We start from the raw sequence: 22665 nt of genomic DNA on the forward strand, positions 1-22665 counted from the left end.
GCCGGCACTTGCCACGGTGTCAGTCATGTTGCCGCCTCCGTCCGGTTCAGGCGGTCGAGCCGACGACGCCCTCGACGAGATAGTCCATGCTTTCGAGTTCGATTGCCGTCTCGGCGAAGGCCTGGCTTTCGGTGGCAACGACCCCGCCCTTGTTGTTCTTCAGCGGGCCCTTGATGACGGAGAAGCCGCCCTTCGTCATTTCGGCCAAAGTGGCGTCGAACTGCTTTCGGGCCGGCTCGGAGACGGCGGGGCCGAGTGGGCTCATCTTGACGAAGCCGTCGGCCAGCCCGCCGCGTGTGAAATTGGGCAGCGGCTTACCGGCGATGAGGTCGTCTACGAACATCTTGTAGACCTTGGCCCAGTTCCATTCGGCGCCGGTCAGGTATTTCTCGGGCGCCAGCGGGCTCTGGTTGGCATGGTAGCCGCAGACGAAGGCGCCGCGGCCGGCGGCCGTCTCGACCACGACCTTGGGGCTGTCGACATGACAGGTGACGACATCGATGCCCTGGTCGACTAGCGCGTTGGTGGCCTCCGCCTCCTTGACCGCCAGCGACCACTCGCCGGTGAAGATCACCTGGCAGGTGATAGTGGGATCGACCGAGCGGGCGCCGAGCAGGAACGAGTTGATGTTGAGCAGCACTTGCGGAATCGGCTTGGCGGCGACGAAGCCGAGCTTCTTGGTTTTGCTTGTGTGGCCGGCGACGACGCCGTTCAGGTACTGGCCCATGCCGATATAGCCGAAATAGGAGCCGGCATTCATCGGGTGCTTGTCCTTGTTCCACATGCCGCCGCAATGGCGGAACTGCACGTCGGGGAATTTCGCGCACATGGCCAGCATGTGCGGGTCGAAATAGCCGAAGGAGGTCGGGAAGATCAGCGAGGCGCCGTCGAGGTTGATCATCGATTCCATGGTCTTCTGGACGTCGACGGTCTCGGGGACGTTCTCCTCCTCGACGATGGAGAGCCCTTCGATGCCCTTCAGCGCCGCCGCCCCTTCGGCATGCGCCTGGTTGTAGCCGTAGTCGTCCTTCGGGCCGACATAGATGAAGCCGACAGCGGCGGAGGCAGCGAAGGCGCGGCCGATGGGAAAGGATGCCGAGGCGAGCCCAAGTGCGGCTCCGGCGGCGGAGGTCTTGAGCAGCTCGCGGCGGTTAAGCGTGAATCTCGCGGTCATAATGAATGCTCCCCTTCAGGACCCTTTCCGGGTCGGTTAACATGCCGTCAAGGAAGTGTATGCAATCGCCGTGCCAGTTCAGAAGGTTAGATTATCGAATGAAATCAATGATCGTCTTAAAAACACCTGCTCACGCGGCAAGCAATTGCATGCACTTTTTGCCTTGAAAGTAGCCAGTTTGACAGGCAGATTAAAACGGAGGCATACAGAGGTATATCGAGTCGAAGAGGCTGGCGGGCCGGCCGATTCCGCGAAAAGACCATACGGAGGAGATTTGTCGGGGAAGCGCAGCTTGATCAGGTCGGGCACGACCGTGGATCAGATGGTGAGGGCGATCGGCGACCGCATCGTCACCGGCTTTCTGCGCCCCGGCGAAAAGCTCGACGAGACTTCGCTCGCCGCCCGTTTCGACGTCTCACGCACCCCGGTTCGGGAGGCGCTCGGCCAACTCAGCGCCATGGGCCTTGTCGAAAGACGGCCCAACCGTGGCGCCATCGTCGCCGTCGTCACCCAGGAGCATCTCGCCTCGATGTTCGAGAGCATGGCCGAACTGGAAGCGATCTGCGCGCGCTTCTCGGCCGAGCGCATGACCAGCGCTGAGCGCCGCGCGCTCGAGATCGAGCATCAGGCTTCGGCACGGCTGGTGCGGCTACGCGCCGAGGAGGATTACGAGTATTTCAACACCGAGTTCCACAGCCGGCTCTATCGCGGCGCCCACAACGGTCACATCTGCGAGATGACCGTGATGACGCGCAGCCGCCTGGCACCGTTCCGCCGCGCCCAGTTCATGCTGCCGGGCCGTCTGGCGAAGTCCTGGCAGGAGCACGACGCGATCGTTACGGCGATCATGCGCGGCGATGGCAATGCTGCCGGCAAGGCCGCACGGGATCACGTTTCCATCGTCAGCGAGGCGAGCGCGGTCTTTGCCGCCGGCGACCAGCCGAAAGCCGCAAGCACGACGTCGGTCACCGCCGACTGACATCCATCCGGCTTCAGCGGCGACACACCGCGCCAGCCACCGAATGTCCGCCTGCCCGTCCGGATCTCGGCATCCACTACGGCCAGGAAGGCGTGCGGTGCTTCAGTTCAAACCAGCTCAGCCCACGCTGACCACAAAATGCTTCGTCACCGGCTCGAGGATCTTCCAGGTTCCCTTGAAGTCGGCTTCGACCACGAACGCGTCGCCAGGGCCGACTTCGACCGGCGCGCCGCCGTCAGGCGTAATGACGATGCGGCCGGCGATCATGTGCACGAACTCATAGTCGGTATAGGTCGCATGATAGGTGCCCGGCGTCGCCTGCCATGTGCCCGACATCACCTTGCCGTCCTCGGTCGTGTGCTGCACGGCGGTCTTCATGGTCGGCTTGCCCTCGACCACGACCCAGCCAGCGAGATCGCCGGTGTCCGCGTTCTCGACGGCGCCGAATTTGAGGATCGTCTTGTTCGTCATCGCCGCGGCTCCGTTTTGCTTCGCTATCGCAACGTCGCATAGTCGATCCGCGTGGCGTGGGCAATGCTGCGCCACACGCAACCAGGGCAACGGATCCGGGTTAAGGGGTTCCTCCAGAGCGTTCGCCGGCACGTTGGTTGAGAAGCATCAGACGAAAAACCCGCCTGTGCGGCGGGTCATTGGCGCAAATCTGCACCATGGATAAATATCTACCATAGCTGCACTCACCCTGTCAAGAAAAAATTCCTATCATGAATAGCTGCCCCGTCGATTTGGTAGCTTCAGGGCCTGTGGCGCGCCGAGACGAGTTCCGCCTTGCGTCTTGCCGTCTCCAGTCCGAGACCGATGAAGGCGCGCGCGTGCTTGGCGAGCGCCATGTTGTCCGTCCACAGATTGCGCCAGATGGCGGTCTTCTTCGACAGGTTCTCGTCGACGATCTCCGAAGAAAAGGATTCGAAGCTGATATCGTCGGCATAGCCGATCGCGGTCAGCGCGTCGAAGATCGCCGCGAAGTCGATATTGCCGGTGCCGAGGAAGCCGCGATGGCTTTCGCCGATATGGACATAGCCGATCTTGCTTGCGGCATGGCGGATGGCCAGCCCGACATCGGCTTCCTCGATGTTCATGTGGAACGTGTCGAGATGCAGGAAGATGTTGTCCGAGCCCGTATCCTCGATGAAGGCCAGGCCTTGCGCGGCGGTGTTGAGCAGATTGCTTTCGAAGCGGTTGACGATCTCGAGATTGAGCGTGACGCCGGCCGCCTTGGCCGTTTCGGCGACCTTCGCCAGCGTGGCAGCGCTGCGGTTCCATTGAGCGCGCGTCGGCGGCTCGGTCTGCAACCCATGGCTGGTCGAGAGAATGCCGGCGACCTTGCTGCCGCCGAGGTCGCGCGTCAGCGCGACGGTGTCGTTGAGGATCTCGACGCCGCGCGCGGCGACCGCCTTGTCGGCGCTCGATATGTCGCCGTCCGCCGGCAATCCGATACTGATCGCCACGCCGAGGCCGAGATCGGCGATGCGCCTGGCGAGCCCGCTTATGTCCACGTTGGCTGGGTCGAGATAGGAAAATTCGATCAGCTCGAAACCGGCTTCCTTGGTGTTGGCCAGCGTGCGTTCGAGCTCGCCCTGCGCGGAGCTTGCCGACCAGACGAAAGAATGGATTCCGATGCGCGACATGATCGTCTCCGGTTTAGCACGATGAGGACAGGCGCGGCCGGGTTAACCGGCCGCGCCCGTGTCGAACGAATCAGCGGGCGGCGGTCCAGCCCTTGTAGTCCTTCAGGTTCTCGGCCGTGATCAGCTTGGGATCGAGCAGCACGACCGGCTCCGCCGGCTTCTTTCCGGCAAGCAGGTCAGCAGCCATCGTCAGCGACTGGCCAGCCATCACGTAAGGGTCCTGCGATGCCGAGGCCTTGATCATCGATTTGCCGGATGCGAGTTCCTTCTCGATGTCGGGAGCGCCGTCGACGGCGGTGAAGACGAACTCCGAGCGGTTGAGCTGCTTGGCGGCAAGCTGGGCGCCGATCGCCGTCGGATCGTTGATGGCGAACACCGCGTCGATCTTGTCGAAGCGCGTCAGCAGCGACTGGAATACCTTCAAGCCGCCGTCACGCGAGCCTTCGGCGTTCTGGTCGTCGGACAGGATCTTTATGTCGGGATGCTGCGCGAGCACGTTCTTGCAGCCCTTCACCCGCTCCAGGATCGACGACGACGCCGGTCCATTGAGGATCACGTAGTCCCCCTTGCCACCAGTTTGGTCGACAAGGTACTGGCAGGCCTCCTCGCCGGCCTTGACGTTGTTGGTCATCACGGTGACGTCGGCGCCCGGCGCCGAGACGTCGAAGGCGGCAACGACGATGCCGGCAGCCTGTGCCTTCTTCACCGCGGGCGCGATCGCCTTGGCGTCGACCGCGTTGAGCATGATCACGTCGACGCCGGCGGCGATGAAGGAATCGACCTGCGAAACCTGCTTGTTGAGGTCGTAGTCGGCCGACACCGAGGTCACTTCGACGTTGGGATTGATCTTCTTGGCCGCGTCCTCGATGCCCTTGATGGTGGCGACGAAGAACGGGTTGCCGAGCAAGCCGACCGAGATGCCGACCTTGTTCAGGTCCTTGGCCGATGCCGGCGCGATGGCGACGGCCGCGAACGCGGCGCCGCAGAGCAGTTTTGCAATGGTCTTCATTACGCTTACTTCCTCCTGATGCCCCGCGCCTCTCACGGTGCTTTACACAAGCCGGTCGTTGATGCCGGCGACAAGGTCATTCATGTTCTTGCTCCTGCCTGGAGCCTGTAGCGGTCGAGGGCGACCGCCACGATGATGACCAATCCCTTGATGATGTACTGCCAGATATCCGAAACGCCGGCCAGGATGAGGCCGTTCGACAGCACCGCGATGATCAGGCCGCCGATCAGCGTGCCCCAGATCGAGCCGACGCCGCCGACGAAGCTGGTGCCGCCGAGAATGACGGCGGCGATGGCGTCGAGTTCGTAAGACTGCCCGAGCTGCAGCCCGTTGGCGGCATAGAGCCTGGCCGCCGACATGGCACCGCCAAGGCCAGCCAGAAGGCCGGAAACGCCATAGACGAAAAGCAGCACCAGCGGCACCTTGATGCCGGTCAGCCGTGCTGCTTCGGCATTGCCGCCGACGGCATAGATCCAGGTGCCGAGCACGGTGCGCTTCAGCACCAGCCAGGACAGCACCACGACCGACAGCGCGATGATGACCAGCCAGGGGACGCCCAACAGCGAGCCATTGCCGATGAAGTCGAACGGCAGGTCCGAGTTGAACACCGTCGTGTCTTCGCCGAGCAGGCGGGCGACGCCGCGCACCGCCGTCAACGAGCCGAGGGTGACGATGAAGGGCGGCAAGCGGATATAGGCGACGAGCAGCCCGTTGATGAGCCCGAAGCCGAGACCGACCAGAATGGCCGCCGGTACGCCGAGCAGGCCCCAGTCCGGCACCAGCGAGACCAGCACCGCCACCATGGCCGAGGCGGCAAGGATGGAACCGACCGACAGGTCGATGCCCCCGGTCAGGATGACGAAGGTCATGCCGGCGGCGAGCACGATGTTGATCGACGATTGCTGCGTGACGATGAGCAGGTTGGTGCCGGTCAGAAACCGCGGATTGATGAATTGGAACCCGGCCGCGAGCAGCACCAGTACCGGCAGCATGCCAAGTGCCGCCAAGGCGGTACGCAGCCGCCGGCTTCTGACCGCCGCCTGATCCGTGGACGTCGTCGTTCTGTCGGTCATCCCTTGGCCGCTCCCGTGGCAAGTTCCATGATTGCTTCCTGGCGAAGCGGCTCGCCTTCGGACGCCGTCACCTCGCCTGATATGGCCCCGTCGCGCATCACCAGAACACGGTCGGCGACGCCAATCACCTCCGGCAGTTCGCTGGAGATCATCAGGATGGCTATGCCCTTGCTGGCGAGGCTGTCGATCAGCCGGTAGATTTCCGATTTCGCCCCGACATCGACGCCGCGTGTCGGCTCGTCGAGGATGACGACCTTCGGCTCGGTCTCGAGCAGGCGGGCGAGCAGCACCTTCTGCTGGTTGCCGCCCGACAGCGAGCCGGCATTGGCTTGCGCCGAGCGGGTGCGGATCGACAGCTCGGCGATGGTTTTCGCCGCCCGCCTTTCGGCCGCCGCGAAGTCGCGAAAGCCGCCTGCCCGGGCATCCCTGGCCAGCACGCCCATGTTGATGTTGTCCGAAATCGACATGTCGAGGAACAGCCCGAGTTCCTTGCGGTCCTCGGTGAGATAGGCAATGCCCGCGTCGAGCGCCTCGCGCGGCGAGCCGATGGAGATCGGCTTGCCGTCAAGTTCCATGGTGCCCGTGGTGCGCTTGTCGGCGCCGAAAACCAGCCGGGCGAGTTCGGTGCGGCCGGAGCCGACCAGACCCGCCAGGGCCAGCACTTCGCCCTTGTGGAGATCGAACGAGCAGTTCTTCAGCAGACGGCCGTCGGACATGCCGCGCACCGACAGCGCCACGGCGCGCGCGCTGTCCGGCGGACGATGGTCCTTCTTGTAGAAGGCGGAAAGGTCGCGGCCGACCATCATCGACACGAGGCGCGGGGCACTGAGGTCGGCGCGCTCCAGCGTGCCGACATAGCCGCTGTCGCGCAGTACGCTGACGCGGTCGGCAAGTTGGTAGACCTCCTCCATGCGGTGACTGATGTAGATGATGGCGATGCCTTGCGCCTTCAGCGTCGCGATCACCTCGAACAGCCGCTCGGTTTCGCGCGAGGTCAGCGAGGTGGTCGGCTCGTCCATGACGATGATGCGCGCATTGGTCGAAAGCGCGCGCGCGATCTCGACCAGCTGGCGCTCGCCGAGCGACAGGCCTGCGATCAGGGCACGTGCCGAAAAGGATACGCCGAGCCGGCCGACGATCTCGCTGGCGCGCCGGTTGCATTGGTCGCGGTCGACGATGCCGAACCGGCGCGGCTCGTTGCCCAGGAAGATGTTCTGCGCCACCGTCAGGTTGGGCGCCAGCGACAGTTCCTGGTAGATCACCGCGACGCCGCTGGCGCGCGCCTTGATCGGATCGCCGGTCGCGGCGGGCACGCCGTCGATGAGGATCTCGCCGCCGGGATCTGGCCGATAGGCGCCCGACAAAACCTTCATCAGCGTCGACTTGCCGGCGCCGTTCTCACCCATCAAAGCATGCAATTCGCCGGCATGGACGGTGAGCGAGACGTCCTGCAACGCGCGGATCGTGCCAAACGTCTTCGAAATGTGCCGCATTTCCAGCACCGGCTGGCGCGCCGGCTGCGTCTTGACCGCCGCGCTCATCGTACACCTCCCGCCGCTTTGCCGGCGGTCCCGTGCCCGGCGGCAACAAAATCACGCCAGCCGTCGCGGTAGCCGGCAAGGCCAGCCAGGCTCGCCGCATGCACCGGCTCCGGTCGCTCGGCGGCGAATTCACGCCCGGCGCTCTCGAAGGCGAGAGCCGCCGCCCCGGTGGCGCTGCCCTCCAGCGTGGCGCCTTGCATGAAGGCTTGGCCAGGGCGCAGTTGCGCCAGCAGGCTGGCGAGCAAGCCGCCATTGTTGAGCCCGCCATCGACGATCACGGTGTTGCTCGAATGGATCAGATCGAGACAGAGATCGACCATCAGCGCCACATAGAGCAGCGCCGCGGCCGCACGTTCCGCGGCGTCTGGCTTGCGTCCGACCAGCCGGCCGGCACGATCCGGCATCGGCCCACCCGGCGCGAAGCTCGGCAGCGCCATGATGCCGTCATCGACCGCCCGCCGCAGCGCCGAGCCTTCGATCGGGCCTTGCCAGTCGCCGCTGATGGCAGCGAATTCGCGTCCGCCCATGAAGCGGATGGTCGGCACCGGGCCGCCGTCGACATCGACATTGACCAGCATGTCGCGGTAACGGTCGAGCGCTTCGAGCGGGCAATCGGGATTGAGCACGACCACCCAGGTGCCGGTCGAGACGACGGTCAGCGGCCCCAGCTCCTGCCGGCGATAGGCATACAGCGCCGCGTTCGAATCATGGACGCCGTTATGGATGGCGATGGGCCGCTTGCCATGGCCGAAACGCCGTTCGCCGACGACAGCGCCGGCGCGCGCGAAGGCCGGCATCTGGTCGCGCCACCCCTCGCCGTCCACCAAGGAGGAAAAGTCGGATTTGCGCGGCGCCCATAGATGCGAATGGCAGCCGAGATAGGACACTTCCGAGACCGGCCTGCCGCCGAGGCGCCAGCTCCAGTATTGCGGATAGCCGAGGATCGATTTCGCCGCCGCGAACGCATCGGGATCGACCTCCTGCAGCCACAGCATGTGGCGGCCATAGTTGAAGCCAAGCGGCAGGCGCGGCGAGAAAGTTTCGGCAAAATCGGGAATGCGGCGATCGATCCGCGCGGCGATTTCAGCCGGCGGCTCCTGCTCGTAATCGAGGATCGGATGCGTCAGCGCGGTATCGTCGACCAGCGCGAAGGTACAGCCATGACCCGAGATCATCAGGCCTTCCACGCCATGGCGATCGACCGCATCGCCCACGGCGCCGACCGCCCAATCATGAAGCTCGGCCTCGTCCAGCACGACGAAATCCGCCTGGCGCGTCCATTTCGGCTGGGTCCGTCGTTCGTCGAGGATGCAGCCGTGCTCTCCGAAGACGAACAGCTTCGAATTGGTCTTGCCGAAATCGAGGACGGCCAGCTTCACGCGATCGCTCCCGAGGTGGACGCGATCCGCACCGTGACGCCGGCATCCTCCAGCATGCGCGCGTCGGCATCCGAAAGCCCGTCGTCCGTGATCAGCGTGCCGATGCGTGACAGGGGCAGCGCCACGTTGCGGGCCTGGATCGACAATTTGCGGCTGTCGGCCAGCACCACGATCTGATCGACGCAAAGGCTGAGCTCGACGATCGAGCGCACCAGCAGCGGATGCGATTCCAGCACGCCTTCCGCGCCGATGCCTTGCGCGCCGACAAAGAACTTCGAGGCGTAGAAGGGCACCGCCTGCGTTAGCGAATGAATGATGCCGGGCTCGCGATGCAGCTCGCCGCCGGCGACGGTGAGGCTGCAATGGCCATGGTCGCTGAGATAGGCCGCCAGCGGCATCGAATTGGTGTAGAGCCGGATGTTGCGATCCGCGAGCTTGACGCCGAGATGGAAGCAGGTCGAGCCGCCATGGACGATGACCGCGTCGCCGTCGCGCACCATGGTCGCCGCGATCGCTGCGATCTGCCGCTTGGCCTCGACCGCAAGGTCGCGGTTCTCGTCATAGGGACGGGCATAGGCGACTCCAGCTTGCGAAGCGCCGTCGAGCGCCGAGATGCCGCCATAGACCTTCCGCGCCTCGCCGGCTTCGTCGATCCTGTCGATATCGCGCCGCACCGTCGCCGCCGAAACGCCAAGCCGCTCCTGCAGCTCGCGCACCGAGGCGAAGGGGCGATCCCGCAAGAGTTCGACGATCTGACGCTGGCGGCCGGAGTCGCTCACCTGTTTCCTCCCAAATGTCGTTCTGCGACGGCAATTGGTGTAACTTACTCAACATTAGTTTGATTGCAAGTCGCATCTGACGAGATTAGATCACGGTTGACGGAACTCACTCTTATCTGCGATATCACCTGTTACCCGCACCGCATGTGAATTTCAGGTCGGGCAAGACGGATTGTTGGAGGAAATGCGATGGGGACCCATGCGGATGCGCAGGAAATGGCGGCGCTGCGGTCGCTTTCGGCAGCCATCGGACGCGATCCGCATCTGACCCAGGCCGCTGGCGGCAACACCTCGCTGAAAGCCGGCGACACGCTCTGGATCAAGGCTTCCGGTACCTGGCTGAAGGACGCGCTTGCCGAAGACATCATGGTGCCCGTGGCGATGTCGCCGCTCGTCAAAGCGGTGGAACAGCGCGACCGCGCCGCCGACCAGCCGCAGGGCTTCGCCATCGGTGAGCTCAACGCACGCGGATTGCGTCCCTCGATCGAGACCACGGTCCACGCTCTGATGCCGCAGCGAGTGGTCCTGCATGTCCACTGCGTGGATACCATCTCGCTTGCCGTGCAGGCCAATGGCGAGGCCGAGGTGGCTAGGCGGCTCGCCTCGATCGAATGGGCCTATGTGCCCTATTTCCGGCCGGGCTTGCCGCTTGCCCGCGGCATTGCCGAAAGGCTGCGGCCGGGCGTCGATGTCCTGATCCTCGGCAATCACGGACTGGTCGTCGCGGCGGACACGGTGGCCGAGGCCGAAACCTTGCTGCGGCGCGTCACCGGGCTGCTGGCGCGATCGCCGCGCAAGGCAGCCGCACCGGACATCGCGGCGCTGAAGGCGCTTGCCGGAGACACCGGTTACAGGCTGCCGGCCGATGTCGAGGCGCATGCCGTGGCCATCGACCCCGAAAGCCGACGCATGGCGTCAGGTGGCAGCCTGTACCCGGATCACGTCATTTTCCTTGGCCAAGGCTCGGTCGTGGCGGGCCCCGGCGAAAATGCGGCCGCCGTGGCCGAGCGCTTGGGCGACCAGCCCGCGTCGATCCTGTTTCCCGGGCTTGGCGTCCTGATGCGCGGCAATGCCAGCGCCGGCGCGGACGCCATGCAGCGCTGCCTTGCCGACGTGACGGCGCGGGTCGATGTTACGGCGACGTTGAATTACCTTACCGAGGCGGAGAATGACGAGTTGGTCAACTGGGACGCCGAGCAGTACCGCCAGAAGCTGAACGCCTCGGGGGGTTGATATGTCGTCCGTTGCCGGCTCGCCTCTTTCCGGTTGCCTTGTCGTCGGCGTCGATATCGGCACCTCTGGCGCGCGCGCCGTCGCCATGCGCCCGGACTTTTCCATTGCCGGCCAATCCGCCGTCCGCCTCGATGCGTTTGGCCAAGATCCGCGCAACCCGATCGCATGGTGGCAAGCGGTCCGGACGGCGCTGGCGGAGCTGCTTGCCGGCATCGACCGGACCACGGTCCGCGCCATCGCCGTCGACGGCACCTCGGGCACGTTGCTGCCGGTCGATGTTGCCGGACGGCCGCTCGCCGAGCCGCTGATGTACAACGACAAGGTCGACGACGACGACATACTGGCCGCGATCGCGCGCGAGGCGCCGGCGGCGAGCGCCGCGCATGGCGCGACGTCAGGCCTCGCCAAGGCGCTTCACTTCCAGCATCTGCCGGGCGTGGCGGCGGTGTTGCATCAGGCCGACTGGATCGCCGGACAGTTCTCGGGCCGCTTCGACGTCAGCGACGAGAACAATGCCTTGAAAACCGGCTACGATGTCGAGGCCCGCCGCTGGCCGGTCTGGATCGCGGCGACCGGAATGCGCCTGGACTTGCTGCCGCGGGTCCTCCAGCCGGGCGATATAACCGGCACGCTCACCACATCTGTTGCCGACCTGTTCGGCCTGCGGCACGATGTGGTTGTGGTGGCTGGCACGACGGACGGCTGCGCGTCGTTTCTGGCGACAGGTGCGGACACAGCCGGCGACGGGGTCACGGCGCTTGGATCCTCGCTGACCATCAAGATCCTGTCCGACCGGCCGATTTCGGCGCCGCGATACGGCATCTACAGCCATCGGCTGGGCAATGACTGGCTGGCCGGCGGCGCCTCGAATTCCGGCGGCAAGGTGCTGGCGCAGCATTTTCCGCTCGCCCGCGTCATCGAACTCAGCGCGGCAATCGACCCCGCGACCGAGACCGGTCTCGATTATTATCCGCTCGCCACATCAGGCGAACGGTTCCCGATCGCCGATCCGGCGCTCCCCCCGCGCCTTGTCCCGCGCCCGGTGGACGATGCCGACTATCTGAAGGCAATGTTCGAAGGCATGGCCGCGATCGAAGCGCTCGGCTATCGCCGGCTTGGCGAACTCGGCGCGCCGGCGCTGACCTCGGTCCGCAGCGTCGGCGGCGGCGCGGCAAACCCGGCATGGACGGCGATCCGGCGGCGCAAGCTCGGCGTCGACTTCCTGCCCGCGCTTTCCGACGAGGCAGCCGCCGGCACCGCCAGGCTGGCGCTGAAGGGGGCGGACAAGGCAGGGTTGCTATGTCTGAAACAGGCCGGGCTGCTATGAGTACCGCAATGGTCGAACGCCTCGACGGCATCGGGCCGCTGGTGGAGCGCTACCAGGTTTTCCTGCTCGACCAGTTCGGCGTGCTGCATGACGGCTCCGCCCCTTATCCAGGCGCGGTGGCTGCATTGTCGGCACTGAAGCGCGCCGGCAAGACCGTGGTGCTGGTCTCCAACTCCGGCAGGCGCGCCAGGCCCAATGAAGACCGTTTGCTGAGGCTCGGCTTCGAGACCGGAAGCTGGGATCATTTCGTTTCCTCCGGCGAGGTGGCGTGGCGATCCTTCCACGAAATGGCGGCGACCGAAGCGCTACGGCCTGGCACGAACTGCCTGTTGATCAGCCGCGATAATGACCGCACCGCGATCGAGGGTCTGCCTTTTGTGTTGACCGGAGCCGGCGATACCGCCGACCTGGTGCTGATCGCGGCCAGCGAGGGCGACCGCTACGACCTCGACCACTATCGCCGGCTGCTTGCGCCGGCAGCGGCGCGGCAGGTGCCGTGCTTCTGCACCAATCCAGACAAAATCATGCTGACTGCCGTCGGTCCCCGGTTCGGCGCCGGTCGGCTGGCGGACCTCTATGAAAGCCTGGGCGGCAGCGTCACCCGCATCGGCAAGCCTGGTCCGGCGATTTTCGAGACAGCGCTGGCGCTGGCCGGCGAGCCGGACCGGCGCAGCGTGGTCTGCGTCGGCGACAGCGTCGAGCATGACATCGCAGGCGGCAAGGGCGTCGGGCTCGCCACGGCACTGGTACTGAGCGGGATATTGGCGGACACGCCGGACCTTGCCGCCGTTTTCGACGAATACGGGGCCGAGCCGGACTACATCACGGGCGCCTTCAGCTTGCGCTGACCGCTTCCAGCATGCGCCTTGCGCTTTCCTCGTCGGTGATCAGGATCGTCGGGGCGATAAGAGACATGGCGCCAAGCAGCGCTTCGGTCTTCTCTTCGCCGCCGGACGTCAGGATGCGGATCGGCGCCTTGCGCAGACGGTCGACATCCACCGACATCACATGGCTGTTGACGGGATGGTCGACCAGGTCGCCATTGCGGTCGAAGAAATGAAACAGGAGGTCGCCGACGGCGCCGCGCGCGAGCAGGGCCTCCCGGTCCGCTTCCTTGAGAAAGCCGCCGCGAGAGAAGGTAGTGGCCGAGGCGATGCCGCCGACGCTCAGCAGAACGGCATCGAGCACGTTGGCCATTTCAAAAACCTCCTGCAGGCCGCAGCGTTCGACCAGCGCGATCTTGGTCTCGACGCTGTCGACGACGGCCGGCGTCGGGATAAGATGGCCGTCGCCTTGGAAGATTTGGGCGAAGCGCCAGGCGAACTCGGCTGGGTTGTAGCGGCGCACGACGCCGACACCGCCCAGCAACGAAATGACCTTGAAATCGGTGAGCGACTTGGCGCTGATAAAGGGCAGGCTTGAGAACAGCGTCCGTCCCCAGCCGACGCCGACGCGCATGCCGGATTTCATCGTGTCGGACAAGAAGCTGCCGGTCTTGGCGCTGATCGCGGGGAGCGGATCGGCATTGGGCGCGGTCAGCGGCGCCACCAGCGCCTGCTGCAGGCCGAACGTGCGCTCCAGCGCGCGCTCCAGCCTCACGATCTCGGACAGTTCGCTCTCGATGGTGATTTTCACCTCGTTGCGCGACCTGGCTTCCGCCAGCATGCGCACGATGGTGACGCGGCCGACGCCGAGCACGTCGGCTATCTCGTTCTGCGTCATCTGCTCGACGAAATACATCCAGGCGGCGCGGATCCTGAGACGATCCGTCCGGCTTTCGTTGACCACCTGCTCGGTTGCCTCGCTTGCCTCTCGACCGTTCTCGATTTCGCCCTGTCGTCGCCTGCCCAACTCTGTTCCTCCTGCGGCGATGGACGAACGCGCCGTCGCCGATTCTGCATGCTGGTCTACTATCGCCTATTGATCTACCAATCGATAGGAACAATGTAGAGTTGGTGACCGGCCTCCTGCTGGCGGCCGCTCGCAGCAACTTCGAGGCGAACCGCGATGCTCCGACAAATTTCCGAAGACGTCCGCGTCAACCTGAAGGACCGGCTGCGGGAAGTCCGCGATGCCATCCGCCAAAGCCGTCATGACAGCACCGGCGACGCCAGCATCTTGCGCGAAGCGACCAGCCATCTGCCGCCCTTTCCGGGCAAGGGCATCGAGGGACTGCTCGGTCATGCCGCAAGCGCCGTCGACGAAGCGCTGTCGATCGCTGAGTCCTTTGTTCCACATGAGCGCCCGATAGCGGTGGACGGAACCACCGTAAAAGGCCTCGGCACCTATTTCCCGGCCGGCAACGAGGACCGGCAGTTGAGCGCCGAACGCCTGTTCCGGCGCGATATGTATTATCTGACCAAGGCGGTGCTGGGCGGCCTGAAGATCGAGAACGCCCGCATCCACGAAGCCGATTTTGCCGCTGTCCATGCGTCGATGCGCAAGCGGCACGGCGACCTCTTGGCCACCTTGGCCGCGCCCGACCCGGGATTGCAGGCGATCTCGGCTGCCTGTTCGGCGCTGCTGGTCGAGTGCCTCAATCAGCGTCCGGTCCGATTTGCCGAAGCCACCCCGGAAACGCCGGCAGCGTTTGCCGACCGGGCGCTCGATATAAGCTGCCTGGCGCCGGTCGTCCTGGCCTGCGGCCTGGCGACGAAAGGCAGCGACGGTTCGCCGGAGCCGGATATGCTGGAGATCGCCATCCTGGCAGCCGGTATACGTCACGACCGCCTTGTCCAGGCCTGCGCAAAGGCAAGCCCGATCGGTGAATTGACGCCTGTCTTCGCTACCTTGCTCGCCCACCTGCCCTGACTGTCCACAATCGCCTGAGGCAATTCCAGGAAAAGTGCAGAACGCTTTTTCGTCCGCAATTGCGCAAAAACAAAGAGATGGAGCGGTTCGGCTTTTCAGCAAACGGTGAACCGCCCTAGCCTTCGGCCGCCATGGCCATAATCGCCTTCTTCGCGCGCTGGATAGAGGCCGGGCTCATCGACAACTCGGTCAGCCCCATCTTGACGAAGGTCGCAATGAGGTCGGGACGGCCGGCCGCCTCGCCGCACATGCCGACCATGATGCCGGCGGCGACGCCCGCCTTGGCTGTCAGTTCGATCGCCGACATGACCGCCGGATTGGTGACGTCGTTGAGTTTGGCCACGGTCGGGTTCAGCCGGTCGGCGGCCATGATGTACTGGGTGAGATCATTGGTGCCAATCGAGAAGAAAGCCACCTCCTTGGCCAGTGCCGGCGCGATCAGCACGGCGGCCGGGGTTTCGATCATTACGCCGAGATCGAACGTCGCATAGGGCACGCCTTCGGCGTCCAGTTCCGCCGCGCATTCGTCGACCAGCACCCGCGTCTGCCTCACCTCGCCGATGTCGGACACCATCGGCAGCATCACCTTGATGTTGCCGTGTACGGCGGCCCTCAGCAGCGCCCTGAGCTGGCGCTTGAAGATGTCGGGCCGGTCAAGGCACATGCGGATGCCGCGCCAGCCGAGGAAAGGGTTTTCCTCGTCGGGAAATTCGATGCCGGCGATCGGCTTGTCGCCGCCTATGTCGAGCGTGCGCACGATGACAGGATAGGGCGCGAAGGCCTTGGCCAGCGCCGCATAGGTCTCGGCTTGCATGTCCTCCGACGGCAGATGCATGTGGCGCATGAACAGAAGCTCGGTGCGGAACAGGCCGACGCCCATCGCGCCCGCCTCTTGCGCCGCCTCGATTTCCTCCAGCGAACCGATATTGGCCGCGACCTCGATCACCTTGCCGTCGGTGAGCTTCGGCGTCACTGTCTTGAAAACGGTCAGGCCGGCACGTTCCTTTGCCGCCGCTTCGACACGGCCGGCGAAATCGGCGGACGTCGCCGCATCGGGATCGACGATCACTTGGCCGGTGTTGCCGTCAATGGCCACCTTGCGCGCCATGCGCAAGGCATTGACCTGGTCGCCAAGACCCAGCACCGCCGGAATGCCATGCGAGCGGGCGATGATGGCAATGTGCGAGGTGGCGCCACCATGGCCGCATACCACGCCGCCGATGCGCGTCAGCGGCGCGCGCGCCAGATCCCAGGCACCGATGTCGTCGGCGATGAGGATGGCGCCTTCGGGGATGTTCTCGAGGCTGACGTCATCCTGCCCGAGCAGCACTAGGCAGATCTGCCGTCCGACCGCGTGGACGTCATCCGCCCGCGCGTTGAGATAGTGATCGTCGACGGCGCTGAAATCGGCGGCGATGGCGGAAGCGGCGGTGATCACGGCTGAAACCGCGTCATTGCCGCCCGTGATCAGGTCCTCGGCCTCGCCGGTCAGGCTATCGTCGGCGGCGATATCCCTGAGTGCCGCGACGATGCCGCGGTCTCCAGCCGACAGGCTGTCGTGCGCCAACGCCCGGTCCATCCGCGCCTGAACGGCGCTGACGGCGGCGCGGAACCTGTCGATCTCGCTGGCGATCTCTTCAGCCTGCAACATGCGGCCTTGTCCGGCGATATCAGGCGGAAAATGCGCGAAAGCCGGCCCGATGGCGACGCCCTCGCTTGCCGCGACGCCACGCAGGTGGTTTGGCCCAACAGGCGCCGCCGCCGCGGATACCAAGTCCTGCCCGGCATCATTCGCCGCGCTCTGCGACTCAGCCTCATCGTCGAGGCCCGCCTTGGGGTTCTCGAGATAGCCTATCAGCGCCTCGATGGCCTCGATGGCGTCGGCGCCGTTCGCCCGCACCGTGACCTCCTGGTTCTCCTTGACCGCCAGCAGCATCAGCTTGACCGAACTCTTGGCGCTGACCGCCTTGCCGTCCTTGACCAGTTCCACGTCGGATTCGAAAGCCTTGGCGAGCTTGACGAACCGCGTGGCGGGCCGAGCGTGCAGACCTTCATGCACTCTGACGATGGTCGAGCGTTCCATGGCAAATACTCTGGTTTTGGCACCCGGCCGGACCTCGGTGCGGGCGCGGATGCTTTCAGGCGGCGATGGTGATGATCGCGTCTGTCTTCAGGGCGGCCACGAGGGCTTGGCTGTCGACTTGCGACGCGCAGATCTCACCCGGCCTTTCGGCCTCCGTGGCGCCATTGAACGAGATGACGACATGGCCCATTTCGAGGACCTTGCTCCAGGCGCTGGAGCCGACGGCGGTGATCGTCGCGGAAACCGGACCAAGGGTAATCGTCGCGCCCTTTCGAGGCGCACCGTCGCTGGGTCCGTGCTCCGTCTTGTGGAGCACGGAAACCTCGGCAAGCTCGGGCGGCGAGCCATCCGCGAACAGGATGACCACGCCCCCTTCGGCGAGATCCGCCACTTCGGGCCCGATGGATGTGACCCGTGTTCTCAACAGAACCGTCATGTGGCGAACCTCATTTCTTCTTTTTCTCAGAACACGATCAGGCTGACGACCCAGGCAATGAGCACCGAAACCGGACCCATGATCTGGCGGCTGATGAGCACCGCCGGGACGCCGATTTCAATCGTCTTCGGCTTGGCCTCGCCAAGCGCCAGGCCGACGGGAACGAAGTCGCAGCCGACCTGGGTATTGTAGGCAAACAGCGCCGGCAGCGCCATCGCCGGCGAAATCGTGCCGTTGGCGATCTGCGGGCCGATGATGGCGACGCCGATGACCTGCGCGATGACCGCGCCTGGCCCGAGGATGGGCGACAGGAACGGCAGGCCGCAGATGGCCGAGATGATCAGCAGGCCGACGATGTTGTTGGCCAGCGGACCCATCGGCTGCGCCAGCACATCGCCGATGCCTGTGTAGAGGATCAGACCGATGAGCATGGTCACGAAGGCCATGAACGGCAGCACGTTGCGCACCACCTGATCGATCGTGCGGCGGCCGGCATTGAAGAAGATACCGACCACACGGCCCATGACGCGGCCGATCGAGCTGATCAGGCCGATAACGCCGCCTTCGCTCGGCAGCGGCTTCGGCGCCGCCGCCGTATTGTTGGTGCTTGAACTCATCGATGCTGCTCCCCCCGCAGTGGTGACCGCTTCGGATCCGTCCGCCATTGTGACGTTGGCCGGCTTCACGCCCGAAACGTAGATGTCCTCCGTGATGAACTGGGCGAGCGGCCCAGCCTGCCCGACCGGCGTCAGATTGACGGTCGGAATGCGCTTGCGCGGATAGACGCCGCACCGCGCGGTGCCGCCGCAATCGACGACGACCACCGCCATTTCACTTTCGATCGGCGGCGCCTTGAAGCCGTCGACGGCTTCGGCGCCGGTCATGTCGGCGATGAGCTGCGCTACCGGGTGAATACCGCCACCGGTGACGGACACAACCTTGCTGCGCTGTTCGGTCGGTTCGATCACGAGTGGACCGCCCCAGCCTGTCTTGCCCCTGGAAATACGTACGGCTTTGTATGTCTTGGCCATGATGTCCTCCCCGCCCTTACAGCTCAACGCCCTGACGGCGTGCCATGATGGCGGTGATGCGCTCGGTCAGCATGCCCTTGAGCAGGATGACGACGAGGCCGACGATGGCATACCAGATCGCCACCTTGACGTGATAACCTCCGGCGACGACACCCCGCTTCTCGAGGTCGAGCAACGCGACCAGCATGCCGCCCCAGACGAAGTATTCGCCGGGGTTGATATGCGGGAACAGGCCGAGCGGCGGATGCACGTAGGACACGGCCGCGTCATAGAAAGCGGGCTTGTGCTTTTCTTCCAGGAATGAGCCGAATGTGTACGCCATCGGGTTGGTCAGGAAGAACACCGCCAGCAGCGGCAGCAGCGTATAGCGCGTCAGTGCGATCCTGCCGGCGCCGCGCGCCAGGCCATGCACGCGCTCCTCGCCGACCAGTTCGGTCACGGCGTAGAAGGCGGTCATCAGCACCACCAGTGTCGGGATGATGCCGGTGACGAAGCCGGCGAACACTTCGCCGCCCTTCTGGAAGATGCCGATGAAGTATTTGCCGATTGCCGTGAGCCAGCCGAGTTGCTCTTCCTGCTGCACGTTTTTCAGCTGTTCCTTTAGCTGATCGGCGGTGACTGGCGCGTTGTCGGTCTGCGCCTGCGCCAAAACCACGAGATGATCGGTGGCATGCTCGACGCCAAGCTTGCCATGCCAGGCAGCATCCGAGACCATGGTGCCTGCGACATGCAGGTTATGCACGGCCATGTCGGCATGCTGCGCCAATAACGAAAATACAGACATTTCTCCTCCTTATGCCGACTTGCCGGTTATCCCAGCCGGCGCTCGGCGTCCTCTAGACCCTTGCTAAGTTCAAGCCGGACAGGCCCGGCTTCTTCCCCGGCTCCGACCGTGCTTTATCGATCTGTTCGATCGCGCGTTTCACGGCCTCGGCCACACCGGGTTCCCCCTCCCCCATGATCGCAGGGTTGGACCGGAGTCGATCGAGGGGAACACCCTCGAATTCTTGATGTCTCTTGAACTTGGTGAACACGGAACGGCCGCTCATCACCATCAGGCGGCGCACGATGAGGTCAGGCGTCACCACGACGAGCGCGATGGTGCCCTTGGCCAATCGACCGCGAAAATTGCCGGCTCCGACGAAGCCATCCTTGTACTGGTCGGTGACGCCCCGGAAGACATCCGAATAGTGCCGCATCTGCAGCCATACGCCGAGCGACTGCAGCGCCCACACGATAACCAGCAGAAGCAGTCCCCACTGCCAAATCGCCATTCGGTTCTCCTCCCGAAGTCTCCGTTGAACCGCACTTTGGACCAGCACGTGACAACAGCAAAGTGAGAACATTTGTTTCCGAGAATGTCAATATGTATGATATTAGCGTTTGCTGTCGTCATCCACAGGCCGCTGGTCGATTTCGGCGACGGCGCTGTTGTGGTAGCCTTGCCGGGAAACAGGATACGAGGAACATGGATCTGCCCTTTAGGGACGAACTGGCCCTGATGCCCGACCTTCGCCATCGGTTGCGGCAGTTGCGCTGGTTCCGCGCCACCTTTCGCGGCAGCGCCAAGGTGGTCTCGGATACGTTCGGCGTGCGCTTTGAAATCGACGAAGCGAAGCTCACCCGGGCCTTTCTCGACTGGGTCGAGATCATGGAGGCGCAGAAGCGCTTCGCCGCGGTCGACCGCGCCGACTTCATCGTCTTCGCCGCCGGCCTCGTGCTGCGCGAATTGATAAGGCAGGCGCCGGCCAGGGAAATCTCCGGACTCGCCCATCTCCTCGAAACGGAACAGAATGCCGGCACGCTGGCAATCGTCCGCTTCTGGCCGGAAGGGTTCCTCTACACCAACTATTGCGTCTCGGCCATTTCGGCGATCTACGAGCAGGAATTCGGTAGCGCACCAAGCATCGACAAATGCGCCGACGACCTGCGGACATGGTGGTCCTATCGCGAGAACGTGACCGAGATGCCGGCCTATGCGGTGGCTTTCCTCGACCGTTTCCTCGGTGCCGAACCGAACTGGATCACGCCGGACCGCGCACAGTCCCGGCAAGCCATGCAACGGGCGCTCGGATCCTCCCGTGCAAGCGATGCGCTGCGCCAGCTTTGACTGGCCATCGTTTCGTGCCTCAAACGGGCTCAAGACACATCACGCTATTGAACATTTGAGTTCTAGCCGATAGCGATGTGCAAAAATCGACTGGGAGAAAAGCGCGTGGCGCGATCAAGGCCTATCATTTTCGATTGCGACGGCGTTCTCGTCGACAGTGAACCGCTGGCGGCGCGCGCCTATGAGCGTGTCTACGAGAAGCATGGCATGCCTGGCGTCCACGGCGGCATCATCGCCCAGTGCGTGGGCATGAAGCAGTCCGACATCATCGTCAGGATCAGGGAATTGACCGGCCACCAGTTTCCGGCGGCCGCCGACACCGACATCTGGGCCGAGACCAAGATCCTGTTTTCGGAAGAATTGAAGCCGACACCCGGGATAGCCGCGTTTCTGGAAACGCTTGCTGGCGACCGTTGCGTTGCCTCTTCGTCCTCGGTCGAGCGCATAAACCACAGCCTGAAGGTCACGGGACTGGCACGGTTCTTCGGCGATGCGATCTACAGCTCTTCGATGGTCAAGAACGGCAAGCCCGCACCGGACATCTTCCTGTTCGCCGCCGCCAAGATTGGCGCCAACCCTGGCGATTGCATCGTCATCGAGGATTCGCCCTTCGGCATCCAGGGCGCGGTTGCCGCCGGCATGACGGCGATAGGCTACACCGGCGGCGGCCACACCTATGCCGAGCACGCCGCGCGGCTGACAGCGGCGGGCGCCGCCGCCATCTGTTCGGACTGGCATGAAGTTAGCCGGCGGCTGGCTGGACTCGGTGTCCCCGCCTGATGTGAAATGGTTCCTTTGGCGTTTCCGTGAAACGGTAACCACTAGCGAGTAGGCAGTCCGAGGCCGGCCCATTCGCTGGGCGGGATCACTGGCCCTACACGGAAGTCGAAAGACAAGACCCTCGTCGCATCGGTGTCGACCTCGCACCGGAAGCCCAGATGGTACCATGTGGTAGCTGTGCGGAAGGCGACATCCGGGGCGTTAAGGATATTGCCGACCTTCAGCGGAACACTTGGGATCAACTGGGGGAAATAAGAGGCGTCCAGCAGTTGCTGCTGCAACGCGCTGGCGCAAAGTTTGGCAGCCCGCTGGCCGCGAGGCACACCTCCCATCGACGTCGTGGCCAGCGCATCGCCGGTAGCGCCTTGCGAATACAGCTTGCGGACGCCCGGAAGGCCCGAAAAAGCCCGCGATTTAGCAACGGCCACGTCCGTGGAGCTTGGCCCCTTGGCGCTCCCGCTCCCAGACTTCGAGACTTTCGCAGGGCTGGGTTTCGGCGCGTTTTCGGGTCTGGGCTTCGGCGCTTCAGCCGACGTGGGAAGCTCGATCTCGTCATCGCCGCCGGCGGCTGCCAACGGCATTGGTAATGTGGCCGTCTGCTTGTCGGCGTCGTGCACGTCCGCCTCTTGTTTGTCCGCCTGCTGTTTATCCCGGTCCTGGGCCGAAGTTGGCTGCTTCACATCCTGTGCGGGGTCGGCGTCCTTCGCCGCGGCTGCCGGCTTCTCGCCGGGCTTGGCTGAATCCGCCCGCTCTCCGGTGTCTGGAGACGCGGCAGATTTGTCCTCTGCCTGCTTCGGCGCGACAGGCGGCTTCGCATCATTATCCTTGGCCGGCGACGGCGAATTCTCCTGAGCGCTGCCCCCATCCAGGGACTTCCTGGGGCCGGTATCCTTCTCGCCGAACTGAAAGACAGGCTTCAGCACCTCGATTGGCGGAGATCTCTGGGGCTGCTTTTGCGGCGGAGGTGGCTTTTCAACCTTCTGCTCGGGCGGTTTTTCAGCCTTCGTTTCCGGCGGCTTTTCGGCTTTGGGCTGCTTTGGCGGCGGTTTCGGTTTTGGCTGTTCGGGCGGAGGCACGAGCGCGACGTTCACCGGCTGCTCCTGCTGCGGCTCTTGGGCAGGCCTCGGCACGCTGTAGATCAAGAGCGCGGCGATGAGCGCATGCAGGATCAACGATGCGGGCAGGCCCCACAGCAAGTTCCGACGCCGTTCTCGTGCCTCGTCCTTCATCCTGACCGATGTGGAATGAAATAGCCGCGGCTTCAAGCATTGGCA

The 22665-nt window shown here is 64.4% G+C and carries 22 protein-coding genes; 7 read left to right on the forward strand and 15 right to left on the reverse strand.

Annotated features, from left to right (window positions below; translation table 11 throughout):
• Positions 1-46 precede the first annotated feature (46 nt).
• Positions 47-1174 carry a BMP family ABC transporter substrate-binding protein gene (locus NKI49_RS27355; RefSeq protein WP_352605776.1) on the reverse strand — a complete coding sequence of 376 codons (1128 nt, stop codon included), beginning with the start codon at positions 1172-1174 and terminating at the stop codon, positions 47-49.
• A 292-nt stretch (positions 1175-1466) separates the two neighbouring features.
• On the opposite strand from NKI49_RS27355, the gene NKI49_RS27360 reads away from it, so the two are divergent.
• On the forward strand, positions 1467-2153 hold the full coding sequence (locus tag NKI49_RS27360; protein ID WP_352605778.1) for a GntR family transcriptional regulator: 687 nt from the start codon (positions 1467-1469) through the stop codon (positions 2151-2153).
• A 117-nt stretch (positions 2154-2270) separates the two neighbouring features.
• Here the strand turns inward: NKI49_RS27360 and NKI49_RS27365 are convergent, their stop codons facing one another.
• The 7 genes from NKI49_RS27365 to NKI49_RS27395 form a co-directional block, all read right to left on the reverse strand.
• A complete protein-coding gene (locus NKI49_RS27365) occupies positions 2271-2624 on the reverse strand; it encodes a cupin domain-containing protein (protein WP_352605780.1) in 354 nt (117 codons plus the stop codon).
• A gap of 281 nt (positions 2625-2905) precedes the next feature.
• Complete coding sequence (locus NKI49_RS27370) at positions 2906-3799, reverse strand: sugar phosphate isomerase/epimerase family protein (protein ID WP_352605782.1); 894 nt, start codon at positions 3797-3799, stop codon at positions 2906-2908.
• Between the two features lie 70 nt (positions 3800-3869).
• Complete coding sequence (locus NKI49_RS27375; protein WP_352605784.1) at positions 3870-4808, reverse strand: ABC transporter substrate-binding protein; 939 nt, start codon at positions 4806-4808, stop codon at positions 3870-3872.
• Between the two features lie 80 nt (positions 4809-4888).
• Positions 4889-5881 carry an ABC transporter permease subunit gene (locus tag NKI49_RS27380; RefSeq protein WP_352605786.1) on the reverse strand — a complete coding sequence of 331 codons (993 nt, stop codon included), beginning with the start codon at positions 5879-5881 and terminating at the stop codon, positions 4889-4891.
• Positions 5878-7422 (reverse strand): sugar ABC transporter ATP-binding protein, encoded by a 1545-nt coding sequence (locus tag NKI49_RS27385; RefSeq protein ID WP_352605788.1) that lies wholly within the window; start codon positions 7420-7422, stop codon positions 5878-5880. Before NKI49_RS27385 ends, NKI49_RS27380 begins: the two co-directional genes overlap by 4 nt.
• Complete coding sequence (locus tag NKI49_RS27390; protein WP_352605791.1) at positions 7419-8801, reverse strand: carbohydrate kinase; 1383 nt, start codon at positions 8799-8801, stop codon at positions 7419-7421. The genes NKI49_RS27385 and NKI49_RS27390 overlap by 4 nt, the downstream gene beginning before the upstream one ends.
• Positions 8798-9580 carry a DeoR/GlpR family DNA-binding transcription regulator gene (locus tag NKI49_RS27395; protein WP_352605793.1) on the reverse strand — a complete coding sequence of 261 codons (783 nt, stop codon included), beginning with the start codon at positions 9578-9580 and terminating at the stop codon, positions 8798-8800. Before NKI49_RS27395 ends, NKI49_RS27390 begins: the two co-directional genes overlap by 4 nt.
• A 189-nt stretch (positions 9581-9769) precedes the next feature.
• On the opposite strand from NKI49_RS27395, the gene NKI49_RS27400 reads away from it, so the two are divergent.
• Genes NKI49_RS27400 through NKI49_RS27410 form a run of 3 tightly spaced genes read left to right on the forward strand, consistent with a single transcriptional unit; the run spans position 9770 to position 12988 of the window.
• Positions 9770-10813 carry a class II aldolase/adducin family protein gene (locus NKI49_RS27400; protein WP_352605795.1) on the forward strand — a complete coding sequence of 348 codons (1044 nt, stop codon included), beginning with the start codon at positions 9770-9772 and terminating at the stop codon, positions 10811-10813.
• A gap of 1 nt (position 10814) precedes the next feature.
• Positions 10815-12140 carry an FGGY-family carbohydrate kinase gene (locus tag NKI49_RS27405; RefSeq protein WP_352605797.1) on the forward strand — a complete coding sequence of 442 codons (1326 nt, stop codon included), beginning with the start codon at positions 10815-10817 and terminating at the stop codon, positions 12138-12140.
• Positions 12137-12988, forward strand: a complete 852-nt coding sequence (locus NKI49_RS27410) for a TIGR01459 family HAD-type hydrolase (RefSeq protein ID WP_352605800.1) — start codon at positions 12137-12139, stop codon at positions 12986-12988. Before NKI49_RS27405 ends, NKI49_RS27410 begins: the two co-directional genes overlap by 4 nt.
• Here the strand turns inward: NKI49_RS27410 and NKI49_RS27415 are convergent.
• Positions 12975-13991: a sugar-binding transcriptional regulator gene (locus NKI49_RS27415; protein ID WP_352605803.1), complete on the reverse strand. Its 1017-nt coding sequence runs from the start codon at positions 13989-13991 to the stop codon at positions 12975-12977. The two genes, NKI49_RS27410 and NKI49_RS27415, sit on opposite strands and share 14 nt — an antisense overlap.
• A gap of 156 nt (positions 13992-14147) precedes the next feature.
• On the opposite strand from NKI49_RS27415, the gene NKI49_RS27420 reads away from it, so the two are divergent.
• Positions 14148-14951, forward strand: coding sequence for a hypothetical protein (locus tag NKI49_RS27420; RefSeq protein WP_352605805.1), 804 nt, complete (start codon positions 14148-14150; stop codon positions 14949-14951).
• A 115-nt stretch (positions 14952-15066) separates the two neighbouring features.
• On the opposite strand, the gene ptsP is transcribed toward NKI49_RS27420, so the two are convergent.
• From ptsP to NKI49_RS27445, 5 genes are read right to left on the reverse strand one after another with little or no spacing between them, the layout of a single operon-like run.
• Complete coding sequence (gene ptsP, locus NKI49_RS27425; protein ID WP_352605807.1) at positions 15067-17034, reverse strand: phosphoenolpyruvate--protein phosphotransferase; 1968 nt, start codon at positions 17032-17034, stop codon at positions 15067-15069.
• Positions 17035-17089: 55 nt separating this feature from the next.
• Complete coding sequence (locus tag NKI49_RS27430) at positions 17090-17470, reverse strand: PTS glucitol/sorbitol transporter subunit IIA (RefSeq protein ID WP_027023386.1); 381 nt, start codon at positions 17468-17470, stop codon at positions 17090-17092.
• Between the two features lie 26 nt (positions 17471-17496).
• Complete coding sequence (gene srlE / locus NKI49_RS27435; protein ID WP_027023387.1) at positions 17497-18501, reverse strand: PTS glucitol/sorbitol transporter subunit IIB; 1005 nt, start codon at positions 18499-18501, stop codon at positions 17497-17499.
• Between the two features lie 16 nt (positions 18502-18517).
• Entirely contained in the window at positions 18518-19285 is a 768-nt protein-coding gene (gene srlA, locus NKI49_RS27440) for a PTS glucitol/sorbitol transporter subunit IIC (RefSeq protein WP_352605810.1), read from the reverse strand.
• A 52-nt stretch (positions 19286-19337) separates the two neighbouring features.
• A complete protein-coding gene (locus tag NKI49_RS27445; protein WP_352605812.1) occupies positions 19338-19775 on the reverse strand; it encodes a transcriptional regulator GutM in 438 nt (145 codons plus the stop codon).
• A gap of 194 nt (positions 19776-19969) precedes the next feature.
• On the opposite strand from NKI49_RS27445, the gene NKI49_RS27450 reads away from it, so the two are divergent.
• Positions 19970-20611: a hypothetical protein gene (locus NKI49_RS27450; protein ID WP_352605814.1), complete on the forward strand. Its 642-nt coding sequence runs from the start codon at positions 19970-19972 to the stop codon at positions 20609-20611.
• 105 nt (positions 20612-20716) lie between these two features.
• Entirely contained in the window at positions 20717-21391 is a 675-nt protein-coding gene (locus tag NKI49_RS27455) for an HAD family hydrolase (RefSeq protein ID WP_352605816.1), read from the forward strand.
• A 41-nt stretch (positions 21392-21432) separates the two neighbouring features.
• On the opposite strand, the gene NKI49_RS27460 is transcribed toward NKI49_RS27455, so the two are convergent.
• The gene (locus NKI49_RS27460; protein WP_352605818.1) at positions 21433-22620 is read right to left on the reverse strand and encodes a DUF930 domain-containing protein; all 1188 of its coding nucleotides are present in this window, start codon (positions 22618-22620) and stop codon (positions 21433-21435) included.
• Between the last annotated feature and the right edge of the window lie 45 nt (positions 22621-22665).

The sequence above is a fragment of the Mesorhizobium sp. M0587 genome (genome assembly GCF_040320945.1).
Lineage (GTDB): Bacteria > Pseudomonadota > Alphaproteobacteria > Rhizobiales > Rhizobiaceae > Mesorhizobium.